The following is a 24500-nucleotide window of genomic DNA, read 5'->3' as shown; positions in this document are numbered from 1 at the left end:
TTATTTTAGAAAGAAAAATATATAATAGAGTTAAAAGGAGTGATGAGCCACAATGAAGATCACTGAAGGTTATATGCCATTTCACGACTATCAAACTTATTTTCGCATTGTTGGTGAAGCAAAAAAAAATACAGCACCGTTAATATTACTACACGGCGGGCCAGGCTCTTCCCATAATTATTTTGAAATGCTTGATGACTTGGCACAAGAAGGTTTCCAATTAGTTATGTATGACCAGTTAGGTTGCGGTCAGTCTTCTGCCCCAGATCAACCAGAACTTTGGCAAGCACAAACTTGGCTTGATGAATTAACTGAATTGCGCAGTTACTTGCACCTTGATCACGTTCATTTATTAGGACAATCTTTTGGCGGCATGTTAGCGCTAATGTATTTATTGGAAAAAAAACCGCAAGGAGTGCAAAGCCTGATTTTATCAAGTACTTTATCTTCAGCAAAACTATGGGCTAGTGAACAACATCGGCTAATCAAATATTTGCCTCAAGCCGAACAGGAAGCCATAGTTGTTGCTGAAAAAACGGGAAACTATTCAGAACCTGCTTATTTAGCTGCCAATGCCCACTACATGGCTTTACATGCGGCGGCTCCAGTCACCAAAGATTCACCTGAGCCTTTAAAAAGGGCAAAAATCAATGGGGAACAATCTTACATGACCGCTTGGGGTCCAAATGAATACACTCCGACCGGCACTTTGCGTAACTACGAATATACTGACAGACTAGCTGAGATCAAAATTCCGACTTTGATCACTAATGGTACAGATGACTTATGTACACCGTTAATTGCTAAAACTATGTATGATCATTTGTCCAATGCTCAATGGAAGTTATTCCAAAACAGTCGCCATATGCCGTTTGTTGAACACCACGATGAATACATTAACTTGCTAAGTTCATGGTTAACCGAACATTAAATAATTTTTCTAAAATAAGGAAACAGAACTCAAAAACTATTTTCTGAGTTCTATTTTTTTATCTTGTCATGACTCTTATTATTGATCAATTGCTGCTCTGATTTCTAACCTCAATTCAAAACCACTAAGCTCAGTTATACCATTATTAGTCTAAATTAGCTTATACCTTTGTATTTTTTCTCAGATCCAGATGGATGTTTTATTCCTAAAATTTAGTTTTTCTTAAATTAATACTTTCGCAGGAGCTTTATTTGAAAAATATACAATATAAAGCTATAATGGATTTTGAATAGTGATAATAGAAAGGGGCATTTTATATGTATCATTCAAATGGAAACTACGAAGCTCTAGTACATGCACGTAAACCTGCAGGCGTAGACCAAAAATCTGCCTATATCGTTGGCGGCGGTTTAGCGGGTTTAGCAGCTGGCGTTTTCCTTGTTCGTGACGCACAAATGCCAGGTAAGCACATCCACATCTTAGAAGAATTACCAGTTGCAGGCGGTTCTTTAGACGGCACAAAGAAACCTGACATTGGATTTGTTACTCGCGGAGGCCGTGAAATGGAAAACCACTTTGAATGTATGTGGGATATGTATAGCTCGATTCCTTCATTAGAGATTCCAGGCGCTTCATACCTCGATGAATACTACTGGTTGGATAAAGATGACCCCAATTCCTCGAATTGTCGCATGATTTATTCACGTGGTAATGAAGTTCCAGATGATGGGCAATATACCTTAGGTAAAACTTCTAAAGAAATCGTCAAACTGATCATGACACCTGAAGATAGTTTGAGCAACAAAACCATCGAAGAATACTTTTCGGATGAATTCTTTACCAGCAATTTTTGGTATTATTGGTCGACCATGTTTGCTTTCGAAAAATGGCATTCAGTCGTTGAAATGCGTCGTTACTGCATGCGTTTTATTCATCACATTGATGGTTTACCTGATTTCACCGCTTTAAAGTTCAACAAATATAATCAGTATGAATCAATGACTTTACCGCTCGTAAAATATCTTGAAAAACATGGCGTGGATTTTCAATTTAATACAATCGTTAACAATGTGATCGTCAATACTAACAATGGTGAAAAACATGCGCAAAAATTATTACTGACCGTCGATGATACTCCACAAGAAATTCAATTAACTGATAATGATATCGTCTTTGTTACAAACGGTTCTATTACGGAAAGTTCAACTTACGGTGATCACCATACTCCTGCACCAACAACATCAAAACCTGGCCCAAGTTGGGAATTATGGGAAAACTTAGCAGAACAATCTGCTGATTTCGGTCATCCAAAAGTCTTTTACAAGAATCTTCCAAAAAAGTCTTGGTACATTTCAGCAACTGCTACTGTCAAAAACCCCGCAGTGGAACCCTACATTGAACATTTAACAAAACGAGACCTTCATGATGGTAAAGTCAATACCGGCGGGATCATCACGATCAAAGATTCGAATTGGATGATGAGCTTTTGCATTCACCGGCAACCGCATTTTAAATCGCAAAATGAAAATGAGACTATCGTATGGATTTATGGCTTGTATTCCAATACACAAGGAAACTATATCAAGAAAAACATTGAAGATTGCACTGGTGAAGAGATCACGGAGGAATGGCTTTACCACCTGGGTGTTCCAGAAGCCTTAATCAGTAAACTTGCTCAACAAGACTCAATCAACACTAACCCTGTTTATATGCCATTTATCACTTCGTATTTTATGCCGCGAGTTAAGGGAGACCGTCCAGATATTGTTCCAACAGGTTCAAAGAATTTGGCCTTCATTGGCAACTTTGCTGAATCTCCGACACATGACACAGTTTTTACGACAGAATATTCCATTAGGACAGCCATGGAGTCAGTGTATACTTTGTTAAATGTTGAACGCGGCGTACCTGAAGTTTTCAACTCCATCTACGATATCCGCGAGCTTCTCAAATCAATGTATTATTTGAACGACAAACAAAAATTAACTGACAGCGAACTGCCAATTCCTGGTTTTATTAAGCATCAAGGTCTCAAGAAAGTTAAAGGGACTTGGCTCGGAGAACTACTTGAAAATGCAAAACTAATTTAACAACTTTCCACATTTAAGCACGATCTCTCGTGATAATTAGAACCACGCTTAATTAGCGAGGGATTTTTTTATGTCTAACAAACTATATATTTAAAAAAACATATACGTTATAATGAAAGCGGTTCAATATTATTCTTTGGAGGGTTTAACATGACAAAAAAAGTTGCAATGATCACTGGTGGAGCACAAGGAATCGGGGAAGCAATTTCTCGTCGTTTAAGTCAAGATGGCTTTGCCGTTGCGATTGCTGATTTAAATAAAGAAAAAGGCAGTGAAGTTGCCGCCGACATCGAAAAGAATGGTGGGTCTGCTATTGCCGTCAAGTTAGACGTCTCTGACCGTGAAAACTTCTTTGCTGGTGTCAAAGAAGTCGTTGAAAAATTGGGCAGGCTTGATGTTTTGGTTAATAATGCGGGGCTTGGACCAACAACTCCGATCGAAACGATCACTCCCGAATCCTTTGACAAAGTTTACCATATTAATGTAGCTGGTGATATTTGGGGAATTCAAGCAGCCATTGAACAATTCAGAAAAAATGAAAATGGAGGCAAGATCATCAACGCAACTTCACAAGCTGGCGTGGTGGGTAATCCTAATCTTTCATTATATAGTAGTACAAAGTTTGCCGTACGCGGCTTGACTCAAGTGGCAGCCCGTGACTTAGCAAGCGAAAATATTACGGTCAACGCATACGCTCCTGGGATCGTAAAAACACCTATGATGTTTGACATTGCTCATCAAGTTGGAAAAAATGCTGGTAAAGATGATGACTGGGGCATGCAAACATTCGCGAAAGATATTGCTTTAAAGCGTCTTTCCGAACCGGAAGATGTAGCTGCTGCCGTTTCATTCTTAGCTGGACCAGATTCAAACTATATTACTGGTCAAACGATCGAAGTCGATGGCGGGATGCAATTCCATTAACACTTAACAACTAAGCAATTTTCTAAATGTAAAAAACTACGCTTAACGATTTTTGTTAACGTAGTTTTTTGTTTATAGTATATCAATTGTTAATTTCGAAGTTATCATGCTTTAAACAAAGCCCAAGCCCGGATGGTTTTTCAAAATAAAAGTATCTCTTATCAAAGAATATGGTTGTACAGCAGCGGACATATCCGCCATAAAAACAGAATCCAAATCGGCAAATTTGACGTTTCGATGAGCAGCGGCAAAACTAGCAGCGGCGGCGATCCCGCTGACAGACTCGATCATGCAGCCGATTATGCAATTAACTCCATAGAGTTCGCATAAATGGTTGATCTCCTCTGCCTGAGAAAGCCCACCAGTTTTCATCAATTTAATATTAATATAGTCACAAGCGTGCTGTTGCAATAGGTTTAAGGCATCCTTTGGTGAAAAAACACTTTCGTCAGCCATGATCGGTAATGGAGAATTATCGGTAACACGTTTGAGTCCTTCGATGTCATGCGCATCAACCGGTTGCTCAATAAAATCTATTCGGTCAGCCAAATTATTCAACTGACCTATCAATGCTAAACTCCTCTTAGCGTTCCAGGCTTGATTAGCATCGATCCGCAACCGTGTCGTCTTTTTAGTAGCCTTAGCTATTTGCTGGATCCGCTCGGTTTCTTGAACGATATTAGTTCCACCAACTTTGATTTTAAGTGCCTTAAAGCCCGCTTTTTCTTTTTCAACGGCTTCTTTAACCATCGCTTCTGGTTCACCGATCCCAATCGTAAAGTCTGTTGCAATTTGATCGTCATCCCCGCCTAAATACTGATAAAGTGGCACTTTGAAAAGTTGTGCCCTTAAATCATACAAAGCGATCTCGTAGGCTGCCTTAGCTGGACCATTATTTTTGATCGTACCATGTAGTTTTGCCAATAGTGCTTCCCAAGCTGTAAAATCCTGATTCAATAGTTGCGGCTTCAGCACATCATTGATCACGATCAGTGCAGACTCTAAAGTATCACCTGTTACAACCTCATTAGCAGTAGCAGCTCCGTGTCCTTCTAGCCCGTTACTCAAGCGAATCGTTACGCCGATCGCCGCAATATCATTAACTGTGTGCTTAGCCGTCACAAATGGATGCTTTAAAGGTATATGTGTTGCTTCACTGGAAATCTCAGAAATCGTTAATTTCAATGTTAGACAGCCTCCTGTATGAATTATTTTAATATTCATTATACCCCTTGCATCGCGCATACAATACTTAAAAAGACCTGAGAGGATCATAAAAAAACCACACAAAAACAGCCTAAATAATAAAAAATACATTCAGGCTGCCTGTGATAAACTAATTACTTTAATATCAAACTTGACTTGGTGAGGTCGTAGCGTCAGTGATATTTTCTTGATGCTCTTTTGCGGCTGTTTGAGCAGCTATCCGACCAAAAGTAAAAATATCTGCTAACGAATTACCGCCTAAACGGTTACCAGCGTGAAGACCACCAGCAACTTCTCCAGCTGCATATAGTCCAGAGATCGGTTGCCCACTTGTATCCAAAACATGAGCAGATGAATCTATTTTTAAGCCGCCCATTGTATGGTGCAAAGCTGGCTTTCGCGGTGTAGCATAGAAAGGTGCTTTTTCAACTTTCAAATCAAAGACATCCTTACCAAACTCCGGATCATGACCAGCATCAACATATGAATTATACTTCGTGATCGTAGTAACTAATTCTGTTGGGTCAATTTTGATCTGCTTAGCTAAACCTTCTAAAGTATCATCTTTGAATAATGTACCAGCCTCAACTTGTTCGTTGATTTTTTCTTGACTGGTATTATACGCGGTACCCTTGATATTTTCATCAGCAATCAAGTAAAATAAGCTGCCGTTATCGATTGCAGCCTGCGATAAAACATCGCGACTTTCATACTCATCAACAAAACGATCACCCTTATTGTTGACCATCACAAAATTTGCTGGCGGAACTTGTAAGCCGCTAAATAGTTCACCAGTTACTGGATCCGACACAGGCATCATTTGTGAAAATCCCATGCCAACTAAATCAGCACCAACATCCGTCCCCAGTTTAATACCATCACCTGTGATAGCTGGAGAATTTGACGTCGCAATGTCGTCATCAACTTTAGTCCAATAAGTGTTATACTTTTGCACCATCTTAGTATTGGCAGCAAAACCACCTGAGGCCAAGATCACAGCATTGGCATGCACGATCACTTGTTGTCCATCAGCGTTGGTTGCTTCTAAACCAACTATCTGATTATTTTCTTTCAGTAATTTTTTCACCCGTGTGTCGGTAATTATCTGACCGCCTTGTTCTTTAACATATCTTTGTAGATTTGAAATATATTCAAAGCCTTGATTCTCCAAAGGTTTATGTCCCCGACGCCATTTAGCCCCAACAGGCATAGTAACTTCATTAGGGTCAAAACGAACACCGATACTTTGAAGCCAGCTAACAGACTTCAAGGCATTATCGACCAAAGTTTTAACTAAGGTGTAATCACCATGGATCTCAGCACCATTCAAATCAGTCCGCTTACCGCCAAGATATGTTTGAATTTCGTGCAGTAACTTGGAATCAAATAAGAAATGTTCGCCGCTATCCAAGTATTCTTTTAATTGAACTTGAAGTTCATGAAAATCATCCAAATACTCGGGGTCAATCTTTTCATCTGGTGTTTCCATTAAGTTCTTCAGCGTTGCAGCTTCACCTGGCAATGCATCGAAAGTATTCTGCCATTCAGGGTCAGCGGCATTCATCGGACCGCCTGTCCGAATCGTATTTCCACCAACAGCTGGAAATTTTTCCACTAAGATCGTCTTTTTACCAGCTTGAACTGAAGTTGCTGCGGCACTTAAACCAGTTCCGCCACCGCCAATGATAACAACATCAGTGCTATATTCGACAGTCCCTTTGATCTCACCTTTATCAGGTTTGGGGCGTTTCTTCAAAACATTCGGATCAGCGCCTGCCAGTGAAACCGCATCTGCAACTCCATTCAAAACACCGCGACTTGTATCTGAAGCTCCGGACACTGCGTCAACATTGAGTGTCTGTCCAGAAATAATCTGTTCTGGCATTCGTTGCCAGACTGTATCAGCGATCCCTGCGGTTTCTCCTCTTGTATCAATATCGATATTCTCGATCCTGTTTTCTGAGAAAGTAACTTTCATTGGGACCTGGCCATTATGACCTGCTGCAGTTACTGAATATGTTCCTGGTTTAAAATTGACCTTGTCCACATGATCCTTCATCTGATCTACCCCATTTCTTATTATTCAAAACCTGCTTTTTTCTAATATCCGACAAACTTGACATTGATTGCTCGTTTTAAGCCGAAATTAATGTGAATTATTTCTTATTTTTTGTCAGATATTCGTCTAAAAAGAAAACAAAACCCATCTTCCTCTAACACGATTTAAAAATGTTAGCGTTATCTATGTTGTTAAATAAAGATTTACATAAAACTTAAATCAGCTACCTAACAGTACAACTTTAGTTTAACTAACAGGGTTGTATTTGTGAAGTGTTTATTTTACTATTGAATTATAACAAAAATGTTATTACAAAGGAGTGCTCATTATGCCTGCTAAAGATCCTGCTTTAATACTGCAATATCTAGACATGTTACTCAGGTACGGCAACTTCACAAAAGCTGCTCAGCAACTATATATCTCCCAACCCTATCTCACCCAATTAGTAAAAAGAAAAGAAAGGGAGCTTAATGTTGAACTTATCAACCGTCACAGTGCACACTTGCAGTTGACCGAAGCGGGCAAATTATATTATCAATATTTGGAAAAAATCAACCAAGAAAAAGTTGATTTTCACCAAAAACTAACTCAATACAATAATAATAATGAAGTCACTATCAAAGTCGGTGTTTTACCGTCAATGGGCTCATTTATCCTACCATTATTCGTACCCAATTTTATGCAGGACCATCCTAATGTCACACTCACTTTGGACGAAGGCCTTCCTTCGATCAGCGAAAAGAAAGTTCAAAATGGCGAGATCGACTTTTACGTGGGACAAAGTCCAGAAACAGTTTCCCCCAATCTTAAAACGATCACAACGGGACATGAGCAGTACTTTGTCTTGATCCCGAGTAGCTATTCTATGATGAACGTTTTAAATTGATCGATCCGCGTTCGCTTTCTTTGCCTGAGCTCTTGACCGAACCATTAGTTTTGAGCAAAACGGGCTCAGCTATCCGTCATCAAGTAGATGGCTTGTTGCAAAAAAATAAGGTCAAACCAGATATTAGATTAGAGAGTCAAAATATTGAACTTATCGCGGGTATGGCTGCTGTGGGTTTAGGGACCACGATCATTCCGCAAAGCGTTGTTTCTCATTTAACAAATGGCAAATACAACCTTTATCCATTAGAAGAAGCAGATCTGACATTAAGATACTTTATTGCCTATCCTGTCCAAAAAGAACTGTCACAAATTGAGCAAACTTTTGTCGATACTTTTGCCACCATCAGTCAACGAACGCAGCAGATCGAAAAGTAAATCGTTGGAAATAAAAATGTCCGAATATATTTGTCGCAGTCGATAATACAAATAAAAAAACCGCTCATGTTCTCATTTTAACTGAATAACGACAAAAAAACGGCAGCTTGCCATCTTGATAATAAAAATACTTATACTTTAATTTGCAATATCTTCCTTATAAAGGAGCGAAGATCGGTCCCATAGCGCTGCGATATAGGTGTCGACAAAACGATAGTCGAATTGCCATGTATCTTCATTTAATAAACTCAATGTATTTCTAACATTCAGCTACAGTTTTTCTTATATTTCACCCCTTTACGAAACAGTTACAATGTATTATTCTTGTAATTAGTCACTATTTGACTTACTATTCATAATTAACTTTTCTTTTAGTTGACCATGAATAACAATATTTGCTTCCTAGCAAAACAAATATAATTTTTGTCGTTTATGTTTTTGCCGCAGATCAAACGGCTATAAGGAGAGAGTTTAATGGATGAAAAAAAAGAAGACGTACCGCCGAGGTTACTAGATGACTTCGCTGACTATTGTCTCTACCTTTCATCAAACAATGTGATCGAGCAAAGATTCAGCATGGAACACTTTGTGAATTCTGGTCTGACAGATCGTTCATTTTCTCTAGACCAATTACAGGTCAAGCAATTAGAGAACTTGGTAGCTCGTCATAAGTCCAGTGACCATTTCCAAGCTAAAATTATAAAAAATGAGATCGAACACCGTTTTCTAAAGAACTAGATAAAGCCCGGTTTCGATCACTTAGTTTCAGTTGAATATTTTAACTAGCCAGAGCTTGTTTAGGTCAAGCTGTGGCTTTTTTCACTGCTTTAACTTTATCCTAAACAAAAGACAAGCTAAGCGGACCTTCCTCTTAGTTTGCCTTTTTAAATCTATTTATTTAATGAGCCGCGTTTTGTTTCTTGATCATATCATAATACATGCCGCGACTTTTCAACAGCTCATCATTTGTACCACGTTCTACTATGCGACCCTGACTCAATACCAAGATCTGATCAGCATTTTGAATCGTAGATAGTCTGTGAGCAATGGCGATCGTTGTCCGCCCTTGCTGGATCTTATCTAATCCTTCTTGAATCATCTTTTCTGTCTCGGTATCAATATTAGAAGTTGCTTCGTCTAAAATCAAAATTTTTGGGTCAGTTGCAACTGTTCTGGCGAAGGCGATCAACTGTTTTTGTCCCGTAGAATAACTAGCACCACGCTCAATGACTTTTGCATCATACTTACCAGGCAGATTCAAAATAAACTGATCGGCATTAACAAACTTCGCGGCTTTTTTGACCTGCTCATCTGTGATCTGTTCATTGAACATTCTAATATTAGACTTGACCGTTCCGTAAAACATATACGGTTCTTGCAAGACCAGGCCGATCTTAGCTCGCAATTCTTCTAAGGGATAATCGCGGATATCGCGATCATCGATCAAGATCTCCCCCGTGCCAAATTCGTAAAATCTCATTAACACATTGATAATAGAAGTTTTACCACTGCCCGTTTGTCCGACCAACGCGATCGTTTCACCAGGATGAGCAATAAATGAAACATCTTTTAAGATAGTATGTTTGCCATCATAGGAAAAAGTCACATGGCGAAATTCAATTTTTCCAAACTGGAGAGTTGCTGAAGCACCTTCATTTTGTGATGGTGCTAAAGTCTCATCGTCCATGATCCGCAAAACACGGGAACCAGCAACGATCCCATCCTGAAAATCACTGAAAAATTCCATTACTTCTGACAAGGGATTATAGAAGTTTTCCAAATAAGTAACAAAAGCATACACAACACCAGCGGCCACATATGCATGTAACCCACGAACACCAAAAATCCCTAAGATCACGGCTGTTCCAAGTGAATAAAACAGGTTAACTATCGGGCTGAGCAATAAGGAATTGACGCGGATCATTGCTTTACGTGTTTGATAATATTGACTGTTAACATCTTCAAATTCCCGGTTAACCCGACGTTCCTGCCTAAAATCCTGAATAACTGTCACACCTGTGATCGATTCAGCCAACTTATTATTTAGAATACTTAATTTTTCCCGCATTTGACGGTAAACTCGAGAACTATACTTTTGGTAATACCAAATAGTGACAGCCAAAAAAGGCATGAAAACCAAAAGCCATAAAGCAATCGTCCTATCAGTAGTAAACATTGCAATAAAAGCCGAGACCATCGCAAAAACCGCGACGATCAGACTGCTAAATAGCTGCCAAAAATTTTGGAAAGCCATTGTGTCATTAGTCAAGCGAGACAAGATCGAGCCGCTGGACACTTGATCAAAATAGCGCATCCCTAAAGTGTGCAATTTTTTAAACAAAATCTTCCGTGTATCCTCTAGCATATATTCGGCACCCATACTATACAAGTATGTCTGTCCAAACTGTGTCAAGGCCTTAAAAACCATGCCAAAGAAATATAAACCGGCAAAAAGCCAAATGATCGACTCACTTGCTTTCCCAAATGCAAAATATTTATCCATAAAACGCTGAATAATTTTTGGCAGCAAAATATTGATCACACTAACAAATGCCGCAAAAATAATAGAAAAGTAGAAGTACCATTTAAAAGGCTTAGCAAAGCGGAACAGTCGTTTGATGATCGTTAACTGCTCTTTCCATGGAATACTGTGCGCCCACACTGATTCATGCTGTTCATTATCCATTAAATGGCACCTCCCTTTTCTTCAGTTTCTAGAGCTTGCAAACGGAATGTCTCGGCATACCAGCCATTTTGCTGCATCAATTCAGCATGCGTGCCTCTTTCAATGATCTGACCATCATCCATCACTAAAATCTCATCTGCATTCATCACTGAACTTAATCGGTGTGAAGCGATGATCGTCGTCTTATCTTCCCGCTCCCTACGTAAAGTCTGTAAGATCTCCGTTTCAGTTTCAGCATCTACAGCTGACAATGCGTCATCCAAGATCAACAGTTCGGGATCGATCAGTAAAGCACGAGCGATCGCGATCCTTTGTCTTTGTCCGCCAGAAAGAGAGATCCCTTCTTCGCCGACTTGGGTATCATAACCCTTAGGAAAGGTTGATATTTGATCCGCTAAATCGCTTTTAACTGCTGCTTTTTCGACTTCTTTTTGTGAAGCTTCTGGGCGGGCAAAACGGATATTTTCCCTGACCGTATTGGAAAACAAATATGTTTCTTGTGGTACATAGCCTATCGAAGGGATCAAAGCATCTAATTGATAATCTCGAATATCTATACCGTCAAAATAAATCGTGCCCTGGTAATCATCAAATTGCCGCAATAATAGCCGAATAACAGAACTCTTACCTGAACCGACTGGACCAACCAGCCCTAAAGTACCGCCTTTTTTGATCGTAAAGTGTATATTATGCAAGTTTTCTTGTTGTTCATCAGGAAACTTAAAAGAGTCTATTGCATATTCTAAATCTCCATGCGGTTCCTGTCCGACTCCATCTTGTTTATCTAAGATCCCGCTTTTTTTATTCAAAATGTTATCGATCCGATCATAACTAGCATTTCCGCGTTCCAAGGTATTGAACAGCATCCCGATAGCAAACATTGGCCAGACCAGCATGGAAAGGTAAGAAACAAATGAGACTAAAGAACCTAGTGTGATCGTATTAGAGATCACCAAATGACCACCATAAACGATCGTTAAGACATATGAAACTGCCATGATCATTGTAGTGATTGGATCAAACAATGCATCTAGCTTGTTAACACGACGATTGATCTTGATCGTATCATCAACTTGGCCATTAAACTCATCAATATCGTCTTGCTCCTGACCAAAACTTTTAATAACTTTAACGCCGCTGATACTCTCTTGTGCCTTATTATTAAGTCGAGAAAATGCTGCCTGAGATTTTTTAAAAGCATTATGCATTTTCTTACCTAATACACGCGCCATTACAGCTAAAAACGGAAAAGGCAAAATAGCGATCAAAGTCAAACGCCAGTTAACAACGGTCATCATGGCGATCAAAGTCGTACCACCAGTGATGATCGAATCTGCAAACTGCAAGATCCCTCCCCCAGCCACACGCTGGATCGCAGAAAGATCATTTGTGGCATGGGCCATTAAGTCACCTGTTCGATAGTGCTGAAAAAACTCTGTATCCATTTGCATATAGTGCCAAAAAAGTCGTTCACGCAAGACAGCTTCAAGTTTAGCAGACTCACCCCAAATTGCATTTCGCCAAATATAACGTGCAAAATATTGGGCTACCGAAACGACTGCTAATGTCACCAGCAAAAAAACCAATGTATTGACCGTCAACTTTCCACGATGGATCAGGTCCACCAAACGACCGATGATCCACGGAGGCACTATGCCAAGCAAGGCCGTAAACAATAAGCCCACAATACCTGTTGAATATGTTTTCCACTCACGTTTAAAATACCAGCCTAGCTTAAGAAAAATTCCCAAAGTTTATCGCCTCCCACTCTATTTATTTTACCGCTAAAACGTAACCATATTATCTTTTATAACACAACGCATACCAAAACACTAACCAAGCGCTTAAACCTTTTAAGGACTGCTTCAAGTAATACCTTATAGCCGAGGCTTGATCATTTTTCTGCATACTTTTCTTCGTTCTTGATCCCTCTCATGACTAGAGGTGTCATGATCATTGTATAAAACAGCATCACTGTACCATTGATAATAAAGACGAAACCTCCGTTGCCAGAATTTTGAAAAATAAATGTAAAAAATAAGACTCCTAGCGGATTTACCGCTGTATTAGCGACCATCAAAAGACTGGAAGCTCGTCCGAGCAGCTTCGTAGGAACTGTTGTTTGTAATCGAACATTACATGTGATATTGAGTATTGTGATCGTAACCCCAATACAAAACATGACCAAGCTCCCTATGACACCCACGCCTTTAACAGTAAACGGTGCCAGCAAACCTAAGCCTAATATACCAAACTCAAATCCCAATAAAAGCAGCGGTACTAAAAGTTTTGTCTTCAAATTATTATTTTTCGAAAAAAAGCCCATCAATAAACTGGCCGCCAACATTCCAAAAGAAAAAGCACTATTGAGATAACCAACTATTGTATTGCCCAAATCCAGTTGATTTTTAAGGATAAAGGGCAAGCCAATACTTAAAGCTGTAAACAAAAAATTGACGACCACCGCTACTAAAATGAATCCCAACTAGCAAAAGCCGGCCTTGCACATAAGCTAAACCCTGTTTAAAGCCTGCCATCTGAGATTTGAAAGATTGGCTTGAGGTATAAGTTTGTTTATCTAACGTTTTATAGTGGAAGTGCATCGTCTGCAAAATTAAAAAACTTAAACCAGTTGCAGTTATCTCAACATAAATGAAAATAGTGAAATTGGTAGCCGAATACAAAGCTACTCCAAGCGCAGGAGATAAGATCAAAGCTAACGAAGAGGCACCCTGCACTAATGAACTCAAGCGAGAAATTTTACCATTATTGACCAGTTCATGGACAGAAGCTGTATAGGCAGCATTGTTAAAATTTACTGAGATCGCATTTATTATCAAATACAAAATAACAGGAAACAATTTACCTCTACCGTTAAAAAAACTGCTCGTGGCAGCAAAAATCACCAAAGTAACTAAGCGGATACTAATGCTCCAGTTCAAAATAGTTTTATGCCGGTAACGGTCAACAATATTCCCGACTGGGATCAAGCAAAAAATTCCCACAATTGGAGTGATCATCATATCGATCCCAAAACTCAAGGCTAGATGGGTCTCGTCCAGTAACATCAAACCCATACCAAAAGCAAACATATCTCCGCTCAGCGTGCCAATAAAACTGCTGGAAATGTCTTTTGCAATTTGCCAATTTGATTCTTTATCTGTGATCTGGACAGCTCTGATCCCCTCTTCATCCAAAAAACCACTCCTTAGTATGTATGAAAAAAGCTCCGATCTTTTTTTGACCAGAGCCTTTCTTTGCGGTATTTGTCTTTGGTTGTTACTAAAATTAGCTAATATTATTTAAGTTTTGCAGAAGTTAATGATAAATCTTTCCAGAAATCAATTGTATGGGATGGACTCACGTCATAACCTTTAACTCTCTTGTTGACTGGTCCCCATTGATAACTATTATCTGAAGCAACGTAGGCAGCTTGATCATTCATATATTCTTGCCATTCTTTAAACTTATCTTTACGGTAAGAATCGTTCCAAGCCTTTTCACTGTTCATATCATTCATTAACTGAGTATTTTTCTTGCTGACAAAGTGCCCCATGTTAAATGGCGCATCTTCACCATATAACTGTGTCGGTGTTGGCTCAGAAGAAGTACTCCAAGCAGCGGAATAAATATCGACCTTGTTTTGCTTAGGCTTTTGAATAGTATCGTAGAAACTATTCATTTCCATTTCTTTACCGCCAGCCATCTTAACGTTCAAACCAACTTTATGCCACCGTTGCAAGTAATCCTCATATGTTGCGTGGCTTGTAGCGCTGCCTTGCATAGCGCCAAAATGGATCACAAGCGGTTTGCCGTTTGGCTGTGTCCGCCATTTGCCTTTTTTCTTATAACCAGCATCATCTAACAACTTATTAGCTTTTTTCCGATCATATGGGAAGCCTTTAGCGGAAGTATCAGCATATTTATCAAATACTGGTGGGATCAAAGTCTTAGCCCGCCATTTGATACCATTACCAAATTTCTTATTAATAGCATCTTCATCGATCGCATACATCATTGCCTGACGCAAACTCTTATTAGCCATCTTGGAATTCTTATCCATTACGTTCTTTTGCAGCTCGGTATCATATTCCCCAACGTTAAAGCCAAAGTAATTGTAACTTAAAGCCGGCAAGCCAACCATCTGATAGTTTTTCAACTTTTTCAAATTCTTGTAGCTTTGCCCACGCATAACACCAGCTGGTGTAGTAAAGTCATATTTCTTTGTTTGAATAGCCTTATCGATACTATTAGAGGAAACCACGTTGATCGTAACGTGCTTGATTTTAGGCGCTTTACCCCAATAATATTTATTAGGAGACCATGAAGTTGATTCCCCATCAACCAATTTGTCTAACTTATATGGACCTACAAAAATTGGCTTTTTACGAACTTGATCTGATGCAGCTAATTTGTCGATCGGAATGCCCTTATAATAATGGTAAGGAGCTGCTGTTGACCAAACAAACGAATTACCAGAAAATTTCATACTTGGCGAAAGTGAATTATATTGAATAACTACTTTCTTACCGTCCTCGCCATCAGGATATGTAAAGCCTGAAATGGTATCCGCTTTACCTTTATGGAAGTCCGCCATCCCTTTGATCCGTTCAAAATCAGAAGAATACTGAGAAGAAGTAGATTTAGGTCCGCCAATAATTTCATAAGGATACTCAACATCACGTGCTACGACTGGTTGTCCATCAGACCACTTAGCATTTTTCCTGATCGTAATGGTTACGGTATTCTTCTTACGGTCTAGTTTTTGATCAGCTAAACCGCCATCAACGATCTTATAATTATCGTCTGTTTTAAATAAAGTGCCACTGCCACCTGGCTCAAAAACGTTTGAGTCTTCTTGATTGTCGGCCAAAGTTGGTTCTGAAACTCCCTTAAAAGGCGAATCATTCGGTTCTGCAACTTTCAAAGTGCTTTTTTCATTGGCACTTTTGTTTGCCTTATCTGGATTTTTATAAACCGCCGAAAGTTTTGCCTTGCCGCTATCATTTGATGAGGCTGATTTTTTATTACCTCCGCCACAGGCAGCCAAACTCAAAGCGATCACGATCGCTGCTGACGAAACGGCCCATTTCTTTTTCGTCTTATTCATATACTTCCCCCACTTCATATTTTCTTAAAGATCCGCCAACTACATCCAACCACAAACTATAAAATTTTGATCTTGTCAATGAGATGCACCACCTCCTTAAATAAAGTCGGTAATAATTTTCTTCTAAACACCCTATTTAACTCACTCTGCTCTTCTTTGCGAAGAATTTGCTGCTCTGCTTACCACTTGTCCTATATAACTGATGGATAAACATAAAATAATTATCTCGACAGCTGCTGGTAACCATGTCCACCAATACTGCGTAATGTTATTTGGATCGTTGGCATTTGCTATCAGCGTCCCCAGCGATGGTGTTTTAGGCGGTAGTCCAAAGCCTAAGTATGACAATCCCGTTTCTACCCCGATATTCTCCGCAAAAGATAAAGTCGTATCAACAATGATCAACGAAGAAATATTGGGCATGATCTCTTTAAAAATAATTTTTAGTGAACTAGTCCCCGATGTGATCGAGGCCGCAACATAATCCTTCTTTGTTTCCGCCAAAGTCCGCGATCGAATCAGTCTCGAAGTCCCCATCCAGTAAAATATTGAAAAGATAAAAGTCAGTGAAATCGAATTATAGTTGTCGATGATCGTTACTAAAACAATGATCATCATGGTCATTGGCAACATCATCATAAAATCATAAACACGTTGCATCCCCCAATCGATGTAGCCGCCGAAATACCCAGAAATCAGCCCCCATGCGATCCCAAAAGTCGAAGAGATCAGAGTCAAACCAATTGCGATCCCGATCGAATTTCTGGAACCAACGATCAGCTGTAAACCAATCGAGCGCCCGTTAGCATCAGCACCTAACAAAAAGTTGTCTTGCAAAGGAGGAGTCAAATACGCCATGATGTCCGTTGTCATCATCTTTTCGCTATTAATGAATAGCGGCGCGATCATTACAAACAAAATGAAACCTACTACAATGATCAAAGCAATCAAGGCTGGTCGGTCAGCTTTGAATTCGTTCCATAAGATCTTAGTCGACGACGGCGCAGCTTCTTTCTTAGCTTCAGCAGTCAGCCTTGCTAATTCTTCTGCTGAAATGTCTGCTGTTTTAGTGTTTGTTGCCATGTTATTCCTCCTTTCTTATTCGATCCTGATCCGTGGGTCTACTATCCCCAAGATAATGTCTGACAAAAGTGTTCCCAACAAGTTCATAACCCCAAATAAAAGGACAAGTGCGGTGATGACCGTGTAATCTCGGTAATTGATCGAATCAATAAACAACATACCCATGCCGGGATAAGAGAAGATCGTTTCAGTAAAGATTGATCCATTCAGCAAGCCTGTGATCGAGTACCCTCCAAAAGCCGCGATCGGCAATAAAGAATTACGGAAAATATGGTGCCGATAAATGTCTTTTTCTGGAACACCCTTGGAACGTGCTGTTCGCACATAATCTGAACGTTTAGCATCGATCACTTCAGAGCGCATATACTGCACAATATTAACGGTGCCAAATAAAGCACCTAACAGTCCTGGCAATAGGATGTGGAAGAAACGCGAGCTCAACATTCCAAGTCCTTTAGCGGTCGGCGCCACCGAACCTGTAGTTGGAAACCAATTTAAAACATAGCCGAAGATCCACAAACCGATAACTAAAATAACAAAAAAAGGAATACAATACGTGACGTATGTATATACACGGATCACAGTATCAGGCAGTTTGCCTTCATGCTTGCCGGCATAAAGTCCTAACGGCAAAGCGATCAAGTAAGTCAGGACCATAGTAAAAGCGGATAACCATAAGGTATTGATCGCACGTTCACCGATCAGATTAGAGACAGCTTCATGGTACTGATAGCTTTGCCCTAAATCACCATGGAAAAGATGGACTATCCAGTTCCAGTATTGCTGATACCACGGGTCGTACAGACCGTTAAGCTCCTTTAAATGCTGGATCTGTGCGGCACTAGACCGGGGATTGATAGACCCTGTAAAAGGATCACCTGGCATTGCTTTAGCTAACAGAAAAACTAAAATACTTAGTAAAATGATCTCGGGGATCATAATCAAGATCCGCCGCAAAATTGTTTTCCACATTAGGTATCCCTCCTTTTTTGCCCTGTCAATTCGGCTAACTTATCCTGCGGTAAAGCTGCAAAATGAGTCGGTGAAACTTGGACAAGAGGGTAGGCCAAACCATCTTCATCGTAGTATTGCTTAGCTTTTTCTTGATAAACCTTCTCAATTTTCAAACGATTTTCCATGCGTTCATCCCTTTTAGAAACATCGACTTCAGGGATGGCTGCCAGCAAACGCTTGGTATAGATATGTAATGGATCATCATAAATGTCTTCACGAGTACCAACTTCTACCAAACGTCCCTTGTTCATGATCGCAATATTTTGACACATGTGACGCACAACACCAAGATCATGGGAAATAAATAAATAAGAGATCCCAAATTCACGTTGAATTTTCTTCATAAAGTTTAAAACCTGTGCTTGAACTGACAGATCCAGCGCCGAAACCGGTTCATCAGCTACGATCAATTGCGGGTTAGTCGCAACGGCACGAGCGATCCCGATCCGTTGCCTTTGTCCACCAGAAAATTGATGCGGGTATTTATAAAGTGAATCAGGACTTAGTCCAACTGTTTCCAGTAATTGCAATACACGGATCTTTTCATCTTCGGCAGATAATTTTTGAAAATTCCGTAACGGTTCTGCGATAATATCCAATACTCTTTTCCGCGGATTCAAGCTAGAAAGAGAATCCTGAAAAATCATTTGGACATTTTGGTTATAATTGTGTTTTTTTCGGGTACTTTTTTTGGTAATATCCACTCCGTTATATTTGATCAACCCGGAAGTGATCTGTTCTAATCCAACAACTGATTTACCAGTGGTCGATTTACCCGAACCTGATTCACCAACTAATCCGTAAGTCTCACCAGCTTCAATATCAAAGCTGATACCATCGACCGCCCTGACAACATCTGTCACGCGATTCCAAAAGCCTGAACGGATAGGATAATGAACTGTTAAATCTCTAATTTCAATTAAGCTCATACATCTTTGACCTCCAAACTTTTAAAATAAAAATCCTTATAGCATGTACACCGCACCTCGTGTCCAGCAGAAATTTCATGCATGGTCGGTTCTTTCTCATGAGCGCTTGCGGGGATCCATGGGATCCGTGGCGCAAACTTATCGCCTGCTTGCGGCATCTTTTCGATCGAAGGTACACTGCCTTGGATCACATAAAGATCATCATTTAAAACATCCATATCCCCTTGTGGCATTGACCTTAATAAAGATCTAGTATAAGGATGACGCGGGTCACCAAAAACTTGTTCAGTTGTACCACATTCAACAACTTCTCCAGCATACATGACCGCAACTTCATCGGCCGTTTCTGCCACTACCCCCAAATCATGAGTGATCAAAATAATCCCAGCATGATTTTCTTTTTGAATATCTCGTAAAACATCTAATATCTGCGCTTGAATCGTCACATCTAAAGCAGTTGTCGGTTCGTCAGCAATGATCAGATCAGGCTTACAAGCGATTGCTATGGCAATGATCACTCTTTGACGCATCCCCCCGGATAGTTCATGAGGAAACTGCCGAGCAGTTCGTTTAGGTTCATCGATCCCAACTTGCTCTAATAATTGGAGCGCCCTATTATGTTTTTCCTCCGTCGACATTTTAGTGTGGTAGTCTAGAACTTCACTAATTTGATCTTCGATTTTTTTCAGAGGATTTAAGGCAGACAATGGATCCTGGAATATCATGCCGATCTTTGCTCCGCGAACATCATTTAACTGTGAATCGGACATCTTTAAAAGATCCTGTCCTTCAAAAAACGCCTCGCCGGAAATTTTTGTAGTCTTCATATCGTGTAACCCCACCACAGTCGTCGCTAAAGTACTTTTACCGCAACCCGATTCTCCAACAATAGCTAAAATTTCGTCTTTCTTTACTTTGAGGTCAACATGAGAAACTGCATTATAATATTGTCCCTCAATTTTAAACGCTGTTGAAACATTATTTAGTTCAAGCAACGTATTTTCTTCGTCCAAATTACTCGCCTCACAGTCGTATAATGTCGATTTATTGTTTTTAACTGGTTTTATTATAATTGTGTAAAATTATATTAAATTATGATGTATTTTTCAACACCTAAAACTAATTAATTTTTAATTTTTAGATTTTGCTATCACATTGGAGTTCCACCATTTACAAGCTCAACTACAATTTAGATTAAATGTTTTTAGTAATATTGTTCAAAATATATTTGTCGATCTTTAAATTTGAATGAGAAAAAATCTTAGTCTGTTTTTAATGGTAAAATGGCATAATAGAGTACTAGAAAGGAACGATGTCGTATTAAACCTTATTTTCACAAAGTACAGTATTATGAAACAGATCAAATGCAGATCACTAACCACACAAATTACATCCGTTTCATGGAAGAAGCACGTTCAGACTACCTTGAACAAATTGGCTGGCCCTATGATAAATTGGAAGAGGCAGAGGTTATTTCTCCTGTAGTAAATGTAAATTGTAAGTATAAAAAAACAACTAGTTATCCTGACCTTATAAAAATTACAACTACTATCAGTAAAATTAGCCGTGTCAAATTAACTCTCAATTACACAATGAAAGTTGCTGATGAACTTGTCTGTTCAGCTGAAAGTTCTCACTGTTTCTTAGATGGAAATGGTAAAATTATAGATCTTAAAACAAAAATGCCTGAATTCTATGCGGCACTACAAGAACTAAACCAAAAATAATCATCTTTATATAAGAGATCTTTTATGCAGCCTTTTCAGCGCACTTATAGAAACTTCATGCAGAAACTCCGGTGGACCTCTTTTTAATTAATAATAAAAAGCTTTTACTTCACACACTTATATGCGTTGAAGCAAAAGCTTTTTTAAGTTTATTTGTCAGGTTTTACGAAAAGAGAAAACATTCTGACCTAATTTAGGCCTAGTAGTTCCCATCAAGCCTGTTCAGTATAAATATCTACCCTGCGCTTTGCCTTGTCTTATTGCAAATTATTTTGAGCCTTACCAGCTAACCGGCCGTCCTTAAAAGACAAGGTCATAACCCCTACCTTCTTTTTATTTGCATCAAGCCCTGTATACGTCCACTGTTCATTACTAACACCATAATAGCGCTCGTCAAATGTATAATCATTTGGAGTTCCAATTTTACGGGCCACATCACCTTTCTTCATACCAGGAGCCAATGAATCAAAGTCTTTACGTGTAATTTTCGTGGTTCGATCTCTCTTTAACCCTTTAATTGTTTTGGAAACTGCATGTCCGTCATCAAAATAGATAATAACCTGTGAATTTTGACTTGTATCAGCCACATTCTTCCATAAAGCTACTTCAGTTACGATCCCCTTCTTTTGGACCTTAGTGACAGAAGCGGGTTCCTCACTAAAGAGTTCTTTCACGTCTTGCAGCGAATCACCGTCAGACTGAGACAGCTCGATCGAATTAAAATTTACCTGTGTCAAATGATTTTTGGAATCATACTGCTGCTTGATCAATATGCCGCCCAAGATCAGTACCAGTAAAGCAAGCCCCGCAATGATCAAATGCAGCCAAAAATTAGTTGTCTTAATTTCGTTTTGGGTCAAATGGTCCTTTTCACTCATAATGATCCCCCATTATTTATCTCACCGAGTTTCTTTTTTTATTACTCTTAACCCACGATACCTATTGACAGCTGCGCATAATTCCTGACGACGCGGTAAAGCTAAATTACCTGCATGACGCTTCGACGATAAAACACGGTCTAAACCCTGTTGTTGAATATCAGCATACAGTTTTTCGGTCATTTCCGCAAACGTTGTCTGATCATCAAAATATTCAGCCTTTAAAATTTGAATCAATGCCACGATCCCACGTGTTTGACTGGTATCTGTCAATTGTTCCAAAGCACTCAGATCTATGTTGCTATGACCGAAGGTGATCTCTTTTTTATTTCTAACTTTAAACCTGTCCTTGCGGCTAATGATCCTGAAATTACTCTTTTTCGGGATCCTTTCGTCCAACGTTCCAAATTTCTGTTCATCAGCTGCACTACGTTCAGATCCTTCCATATCTGCGATCTCATGGGCTCTTTTTGTAACATCCCCTGGCTGGTACTCATTCATCATGATCACGTGATCGGCCATTTCGAAATAATCACCAGAACCGCCTGTAACTAAGATCGTTGAGATACCTAATTGATTATATAAAGCCTTGATCTTATCAACAAAAGGTGTGATCGGCTCCTTATCACTAGCTACCAAGCGTTGCATCCGAGCATCACGGATCATAAAGTTTGTTGCCGAAGTATCTTCATCGATCAGCAGCGTTTTTGTACCGCTTTCCAAGGCCTCGATCACGTTAGCAGCCTGTGAAGTACTGCCGCTGGCATTAACAGTCGAAAACGTTGAAGTATCTCTTCGTCCCGGTATATGGTTGATAAATGGAGTAATATTAACATTTGCAACACTGCGTCCATCTTCGGCTCGCACTTTCATTGCAGTCCTATCAGTCAGAACAAACTCGCGCCCATCACCTTTTATATGGTCATAAACTCCAAAATCTAAGGCTTGCAACAGGGTCGATTTACCATGATACCCTCCGCCGACGATCAGCGTTATTCCTTGACTAATTCCCATTCCGCTGACCTTTTTACCGTTTTTTAATTCAAAAGTGACTTCCAAGGAACTCGGACTTCTAAAAGGCGTCCCAGTGGTCAAGGGCAGATCAGACGAACCGCTTGCTCTTGGTAAAAGTGAACCATTAGCCACAAAAGCGACTAAGTGACGCCTTTTCATTTGCTCCCTGATTTCCTGTTGCTCTCTAAACAATTTAACTTGCTGCTTAAGTAATTGTTGGTCAATATTAGCGTATAATAATGATTTTTGTACGATCCGCGGTAAAAGATCTTTAAAAATTTTATTAGCATCACGCGCCTTGATACGCCGACCGGCAGCAGGCAAGCCAACCTCAAAGCGAACTTCGATTTGTTGCGCAGAAATAACGATTGCTGTTCTTTCAATAATTTCTTGACCACAGCTATCGATCCGTAACTCGCCGCTATGTCCGGTCCCTCTATTGTTCAACCGGTTTTTGTCCGCTTGCTTGCTGAAATTTCGCTGTAAAAAGTCTGCAACAGCGATTTGCTTGTTCTTAGAATCCAACAGTTCTGCTGGGATCCCAGCTTTTTTTCTGTCGATCAGCAAGTGCATCGTAGACGGTGGGGCAAAAGGGTCTGCCTGAATATGATCGATCACCAACTTATATAATGGAAAACTATACGCACCAACTAAAGACTTATATCCCCCATAACCCTTACCATCAAGGGCTAACAATTTTTTCTCAAAATTTGCCATACGAATTAAAAATACTCCTTTAAAACTAACTAACTTTCTCACACATTACGATAAAACTACGTTCAAATAAAGTTCTCCTTGAATGATACCAACACTCGAACCAGTTTTTGAAGCAAAACCTGCAGGGTCTTTCATTTCGAAATTCTTGACACGGTATATTTTAGTAATTCCTTGTTCATTAGTCACCATCATTCGTTTGCGTTTCACATCTGCAGCAAATTTTTTTGCCTCTTCGATCGTTTCAAAACTGACCAAATATTTTGTATTCAAACTGATCGAAAAATCTTTGATCAGATCTGCACTACGTTTCATTTTTTTGCCGTTATTATCTGTATATTCAAGTGTGACCTGCTCGAATTTTTTCATTTTGTCAGCTCCCTTCAAGATCGCCACTCTATCATAAAAAACATCTCATCTTAGATTTTATAACAAAATTTTATAGTAAACCAATTTTTGAATCATTGAAAAACTGTTTGACTAAGTATTTTTCACCAAATCCTGTATAATAAGAGACATAACTAGCTATTAAAAAAGCCTGTCTTAGTTCAAGCTCAAGGAGGTGCCACATGGAAATTATTGAATATGTCTTTACTAAAGAAGATGTTGAGATCCAGGCCGTTGAACAAAATTCTTGGCAATTTCGTGCCGGCTTCATTTATCCAGTTATCCAAGAAGAGGGTTCAGACGAATTACAAGTTTATTTTCATTTGTTAGAAAGTGATGATACATTACATCAACGGGTCTTGGTAATTGACAAAAGACAATGGCAAAAATGGACTGAAGCAGAAAACAGTATTCACTTACTCCCAGCTGCTGACATGAATGAATTTATGGAAAAGTAATCGGGTAGGAGATAGTTCACACTATCG

Annotated in this window: 22 protein-coding genes; 8 read left to right on the top strand and 14 right to left on the bottom strand. The window is 39.4% G+C overall.

Going from position 1 to position 24500, the window contains the following annotated elements:
* Positions 1 to 52 precede the first annotated feature (52 nt).
* The 3 genes from pepI to FC65_RS01470 all read left to right on the top strand — a co-directional run bounded on the left by pepI (position 53) and on the right by FC65_RS01470 (position 3945).
* The gene (pepI, locus tag FC65_RS01480; RefSeq protein WP_056971289.1) at positions 53 to 931 is read left to right on the top strand and encodes a proline iminopeptidase; all 879 of its coding nucleotides are present in this window, start codon (positions 53 to 55) and stop codon (positions 929 to 931) included.
* Between the two features lie 317 nt (positions 932 to 1248).
* Positions 1249 to 3021: an oleate hydratase gene (locus FC65_RS01475; RefSeq protein WP_056971288.1), complete on the top strand. Its 1773-nt coding sequence runs from the start codon at positions 1249 to 1251 to the stop codon at positions 3019 to 3021.
* A 150-nt stretch (positions 3022 to 3171) separates the two neighbouring features.
* Positions 3172 to 3945, top strand: a complete 774-nt coding sequence (locus FC65_RS01470) for a (S)-acetoin forming diacetyl reductase (protein ID WP_056971287.1) — start codon at positions 3172 to 3174, stop codon at positions 3943 to 3945.
* 111 nt (positions 3946 to 4056) lie between these two features.
* Here FC65_RS01470 and FC65_RS01465 read toward each other — a convergent pair whose 3' ends face one another.
* Positions 4057 to 5130 (bottom strand): dipeptide epimerase, encoded by a 1074-nt coding sequence (locus FC65_RS01465; protein ID WP_056971286.1) that lies wholly within the window; start codon positions 5128 to 5130, stop codon positions 4057 to 4059.
* Positions 5131 to 5296: 166 nt separating this feature from the next.
* Positions 5297 to 7210, bottom strand: coding sequence for a flavocytochrome c (locus tag FC65_RS01460; RefSeq protein ID WP_056971285.1), 1914 nt, complete (start codon positions 7208 to 7210; stop codon positions 5297 to 5299).
* Between the two features lie 328 nt (positions 7211 to 7538).
* Between FC65_RS01460 and FC65_RS12730 the strand changes: the two genes are divergently transcribed.
* The 3 genes from FC65_RS12730 to FC65_RS01445 all read left to right on the top strand — a co-directional run bounded on the left by FC65_RS12730 (position 7539) and on the right by FC65_RS01445 (position 9211).
* Positions 7539 to 8096: a LysR family transcriptional regulator gene (locus tag FC65_RS12730; RefSeq protein WP_056971284.1), complete on the top strand. Its 558-nt coding sequence runs from the start codon at positions 7539 to 7541 to the stop codon at positions 8094 to 8096.
* Positions 8093 to 8473: a LysR family transcriptional regulator substrate-binding protein gene (locus tag FC65_RS12725; protein WP_056971283.1), complete on the top strand. Its 381-nt coding sequence runs from the start codon at positions 8093 to 8095 to the stop codon at positions 8471 to 8473. The genes FC65_RS12730 and FC65_RS12725 overlap by 4 nt, the downstream gene beginning before the upstream one ends.
* 474 nt (positions 8474 to 8947) lie before the next feature.
* Positions 8948 to 9211: a hypothetical protein gene (locus tag FC65_RS01445; RefSeq protein ID WP_056971282.1), complete on the top strand. Its 264-nt coding sequence runs from the start codon at positions 8948 to 8950 to the stop codon at positions 9209 to 9211.
* 160 nt (positions 9212 to 9371) lie between these two features.
* On the opposite strand, the gene FC65_RS01440 is transcribed toward FC65_RS01445, so the two are convergent.
* From FC65_RS01440 to FC65_RS01405, 9 genes are all read right to left on the bottom strand, one after another.
* Entirely contained in the window at positions 9372 to 11159 is a 1788-nt protein-coding gene (locus tag FC65_RS01440) for an ABC transporter ATP-binding protein (protein ID WP_056971281.1), read from the bottom strand.
* A complete protein-coding gene (locus tag FC65_RS01435; protein WP_056971280.1) occupies positions 11159 to 12910 on the bottom strand; it encodes an ABC transporter ATP-binding protein in 1752 nt (583 codons plus the stop codon). Before FC65_RS01435 ends, FC65_RS01440 begins: the two co-directional genes overlap by 1 nt.
* A gap of 143 nt (positions 12911 to 13053) precedes the next feature.
* On the bottom strand, positions 13054 to 13608 hold the full coding sequence (locus FC65_RS12285; RefSeq protein WP_235803055.1) for an MFS transporter: 555 nt from the start codon (positions 13606 to 13608) through the stop codon (positions 13054 to 13056).
* Entirely contained in the window at positions 13568 to 14356 is a 789-nt protein-coding gene (locus FC65_RS12280) for an MFS transporter (protein WP_235803054.1), read from the bottom strand. The genes FC65_RS12285 and FC65_RS12280 overlap by 41 nt, the downstream gene beginning before the upstream one ends.
* 101 nt (positions 14357 to 14457) lie before the next feature.
* Positions 14458 to 16269, bottom strand: coding sequence for an oligopeptide ABC transporter substrate-binding protein (locus FC65_RS01425; RefSeq protein ID WP_056971279.1), 1812 nt, complete (start codon positions 16267 to 16269; stop codon positions 14458 to 14460).
* A 141-nt stretch (positions 16270 to 16410) separates the two neighbouring features.
* On the bottom strand, positions 16411 to 17352 hold the full coding sequence (locus FC65_RS01420; protein WP_056971278.1) for an ABC transporter permease: 942 nt from the start codon (positions 17350 to 17352) through the stop codon (positions 16411 to 16413).
* A 15-nt stretch (positions 17353 to 17367) separates the two neighbouring features.
* Positions 17368 to 18324: an ABC transporter permease gene (locus FC65_RS01415; RefSeq protein ID WP_056971277.1), complete on the bottom strand. Its 957-nt coding sequence runs from the start codon at positions 18322 to 18324 to the stop codon at positions 17368 to 17370.
* Entirely contained in the window at positions 18324 to 19295 is a 972-nt protein-coding gene (locus FC65_RS01410) for an ABC transporter ATP-binding protein (RefSeq protein ID WP_056971276.1), read from the bottom strand. The genes FC65_RS01415 and FC65_RS01410 overlap by 1 nt, the downstream gene beginning before the upstream one ends.
* A complete protein-coding gene (locus FC65_RS01405) occupies positions 19292 to 20308 on the bottom strand; it encodes an ABC transporter ATP-binding protein (protein WP_056971275.1) in 1017 nt (338 codons plus the stop codon). Before FC65_RS01405 ends, FC65_RS01410 begins: the two co-directional genes overlap by 4 nt.
* 306 nt (positions 20309 to 20614) lie before the next feature.
* Between FC65_RS01405 and FC65_RS01400 the strand changes: the two genes are divergently transcribed.
* A complete protein-coding gene (locus FC65_RS01400) occupies positions 20615 to 21022 on the top strand; it encodes an acyl-CoA thioesterase (RefSeq protein ID WP_079578531.1) in 408 nt (135 codons plus the stop codon).
* 257 nt (positions 21023 to 21279) lie between these two features.
* On the opposite strand, the gene FC65_RS01395 is transcribed toward FC65_RS01400, so the two are convergent.
* From FC65_RS01395 to FC65_RS01385, 3 genes are read right to left on the bottom strand one after another with little or no spacing between them, the layout of a single operon-like run.
* Positions 21280 to 21900: a DUF3862 domain-containing protein gene (locus tag FC65_RS01395; protein WP_056971273.1), complete on the bottom strand. Its 621-nt coding sequence runs from the start codon at positions 21898 to 21900 to the stop codon at positions 21280 to 21282.
* Between the two features lie 21 nt (positions 21901 to 21921).
* Positions 21922 to 23631 carry an ABC-ATPase domain-containing protein gene (locus FC65_RS01390; RefSeq protein ID WP_056971272.1) on the bottom strand — a complete coding sequence of 570 codons (1710 nt, stop codon included), beginning with the start codon at positions 23629 to 23631 and terminating at the stop codon, positions 21922 to 21924.
* Between the two features lie 45 nt (positions 23632 to 23676).
* Positions 23677 to 23997, bottom strand: a complete 321-nt coding sequence (locus FC65_RS01385) for a hypothetical protein (RefSeq protein ID WP_010495057.1) — start codon at positions 23995 to 23997, stop codon at positions 23677 to 23679.
* A 200-nt stretch (positions 23998 to 24197) separates the two neighbouring features.
* Between FC65_RS01385 and FC65_RS01380 the strand changes: the two genes are divergently transcribed.
* Entirely contained in the window at positions 24198 to 24473 is a 276-nt protein-coding gene (locus FC65_RS01380; protein ID WP_010495059.1) for a hypothetical protein, read from the top strand.
* Positions 24474 to 24500 lie beyond the last annotated feature (27 nt).

Source organism: Ligilactobacillus acidipiscis DSM 15836 (genome assembly GCF_001435755.1).
Lineage (GTDB): Bacteria > Bacillota > Bacilli > Lactobacillales > Lactobacillaceae > Ligilactobacillus > Ligilactobacillus acidipiscis.
This window is presented reverse-complemented; position numbering and strand designations above follow the sequence as displayed.

Coding starts and splice junctions, on each gene's coding strand:
- pepI (WP_056971289.1), top strand. CDS start 53: ATGAAGATCACTGAAGGTTATATGCCATTTCACGACTATCAAACTTAT.
- FC65_RS01470 (WP_056971287.1), top strand. CDS start 3,172: ATGACAAAAAAAGTTGCAATGATCACTGGTGGAGCACAAGGAATCGGG.
- FC65_RS01415 (WP_056971277.1), bottom strand. CDS start 18,324: ATGTGGAAAACAATTTTGCGGCGGATCTTGATTATGATCCCCGAGATC.
- FC65_RS01395 (WP_056971273.1), bottom strand. CDS start 21,900: ATGAGTGAAAAGGACCATTTGACCCAAAACGAAATTAAGACAACTAAT.
- FC65_RS01425 (WP_056971279.1), bottom strand. CDS start 16,269: ATGAATAAGACGAAAAAGAAATGGGCCGTTTCGTCAGCAGCGATCGTG.
- FC65_RS01385 (WP_010495057.1), bottom strand. CDS start 23,997: ATGAAAAAATTCGAGCAGGTCACACTTGAATATACAGATAATAACGGC.
- FC65_RS01475 (WP_056971288.1), top strand. CDS start 1,249: ATGTATCATTCAAATGGAAACTACGAAGCTCTAGTACATGCACGTAAA.
- FC65_RS01380 (WP_010495059.1), top strand. CDS start 24,198: ATGGAAATTATTGAATATGTCTTTACTAAAGAAGATGTTGAGATCCAG.
- FC65_RS01460 (WP_056971285.1), bottom strand. CDS start 7,210: ATGAAGGATCATGTGGACAAGGTCAATTTTAAACCAGGAACATATTCA.
- FC65_RS01440 (WP_056971281.1), bottom strand. CDS start 11,159: ATGGATAATGAACAGCATGAATCAGTGTGGGCGCACAGTATTCCATGG.
- FC65_RS12730 (WP_056971284.1), top strand. CDS start 7,539: ATGCCTGCTAAAGATCCTGCTTTAATACTGCAATATCTAGACATGTTA.
- FC65_RS01390 (WP_056971272.1), bottom strand. CDS start 23,631: ATGGCAAATTTTGAGAAAAAATTGTTAGCCCTTGATGGTAAGGGTTAT.
- FC65_RS01420 (WP_056971278.1), bottom strand. CDS start 17,352: ATGGCAACAAACACTAAAACAGCAGACATTTCAGCAGAAGAATTAGCA.
- FC65_RS01445 (WP_056971282.1), top strand. CDS start 8,948: ATGGATGAAAAAAAAGAAGACGTACCGCCGAGGTTACTAGATGACTTC.
- FC65_RS01410 (WP_056971276.1), bottom strand. CDS start 19,295: ATGAGCTTAATTGAAATTAGAGATTTAACAGTTCATTATCCTATCCGT.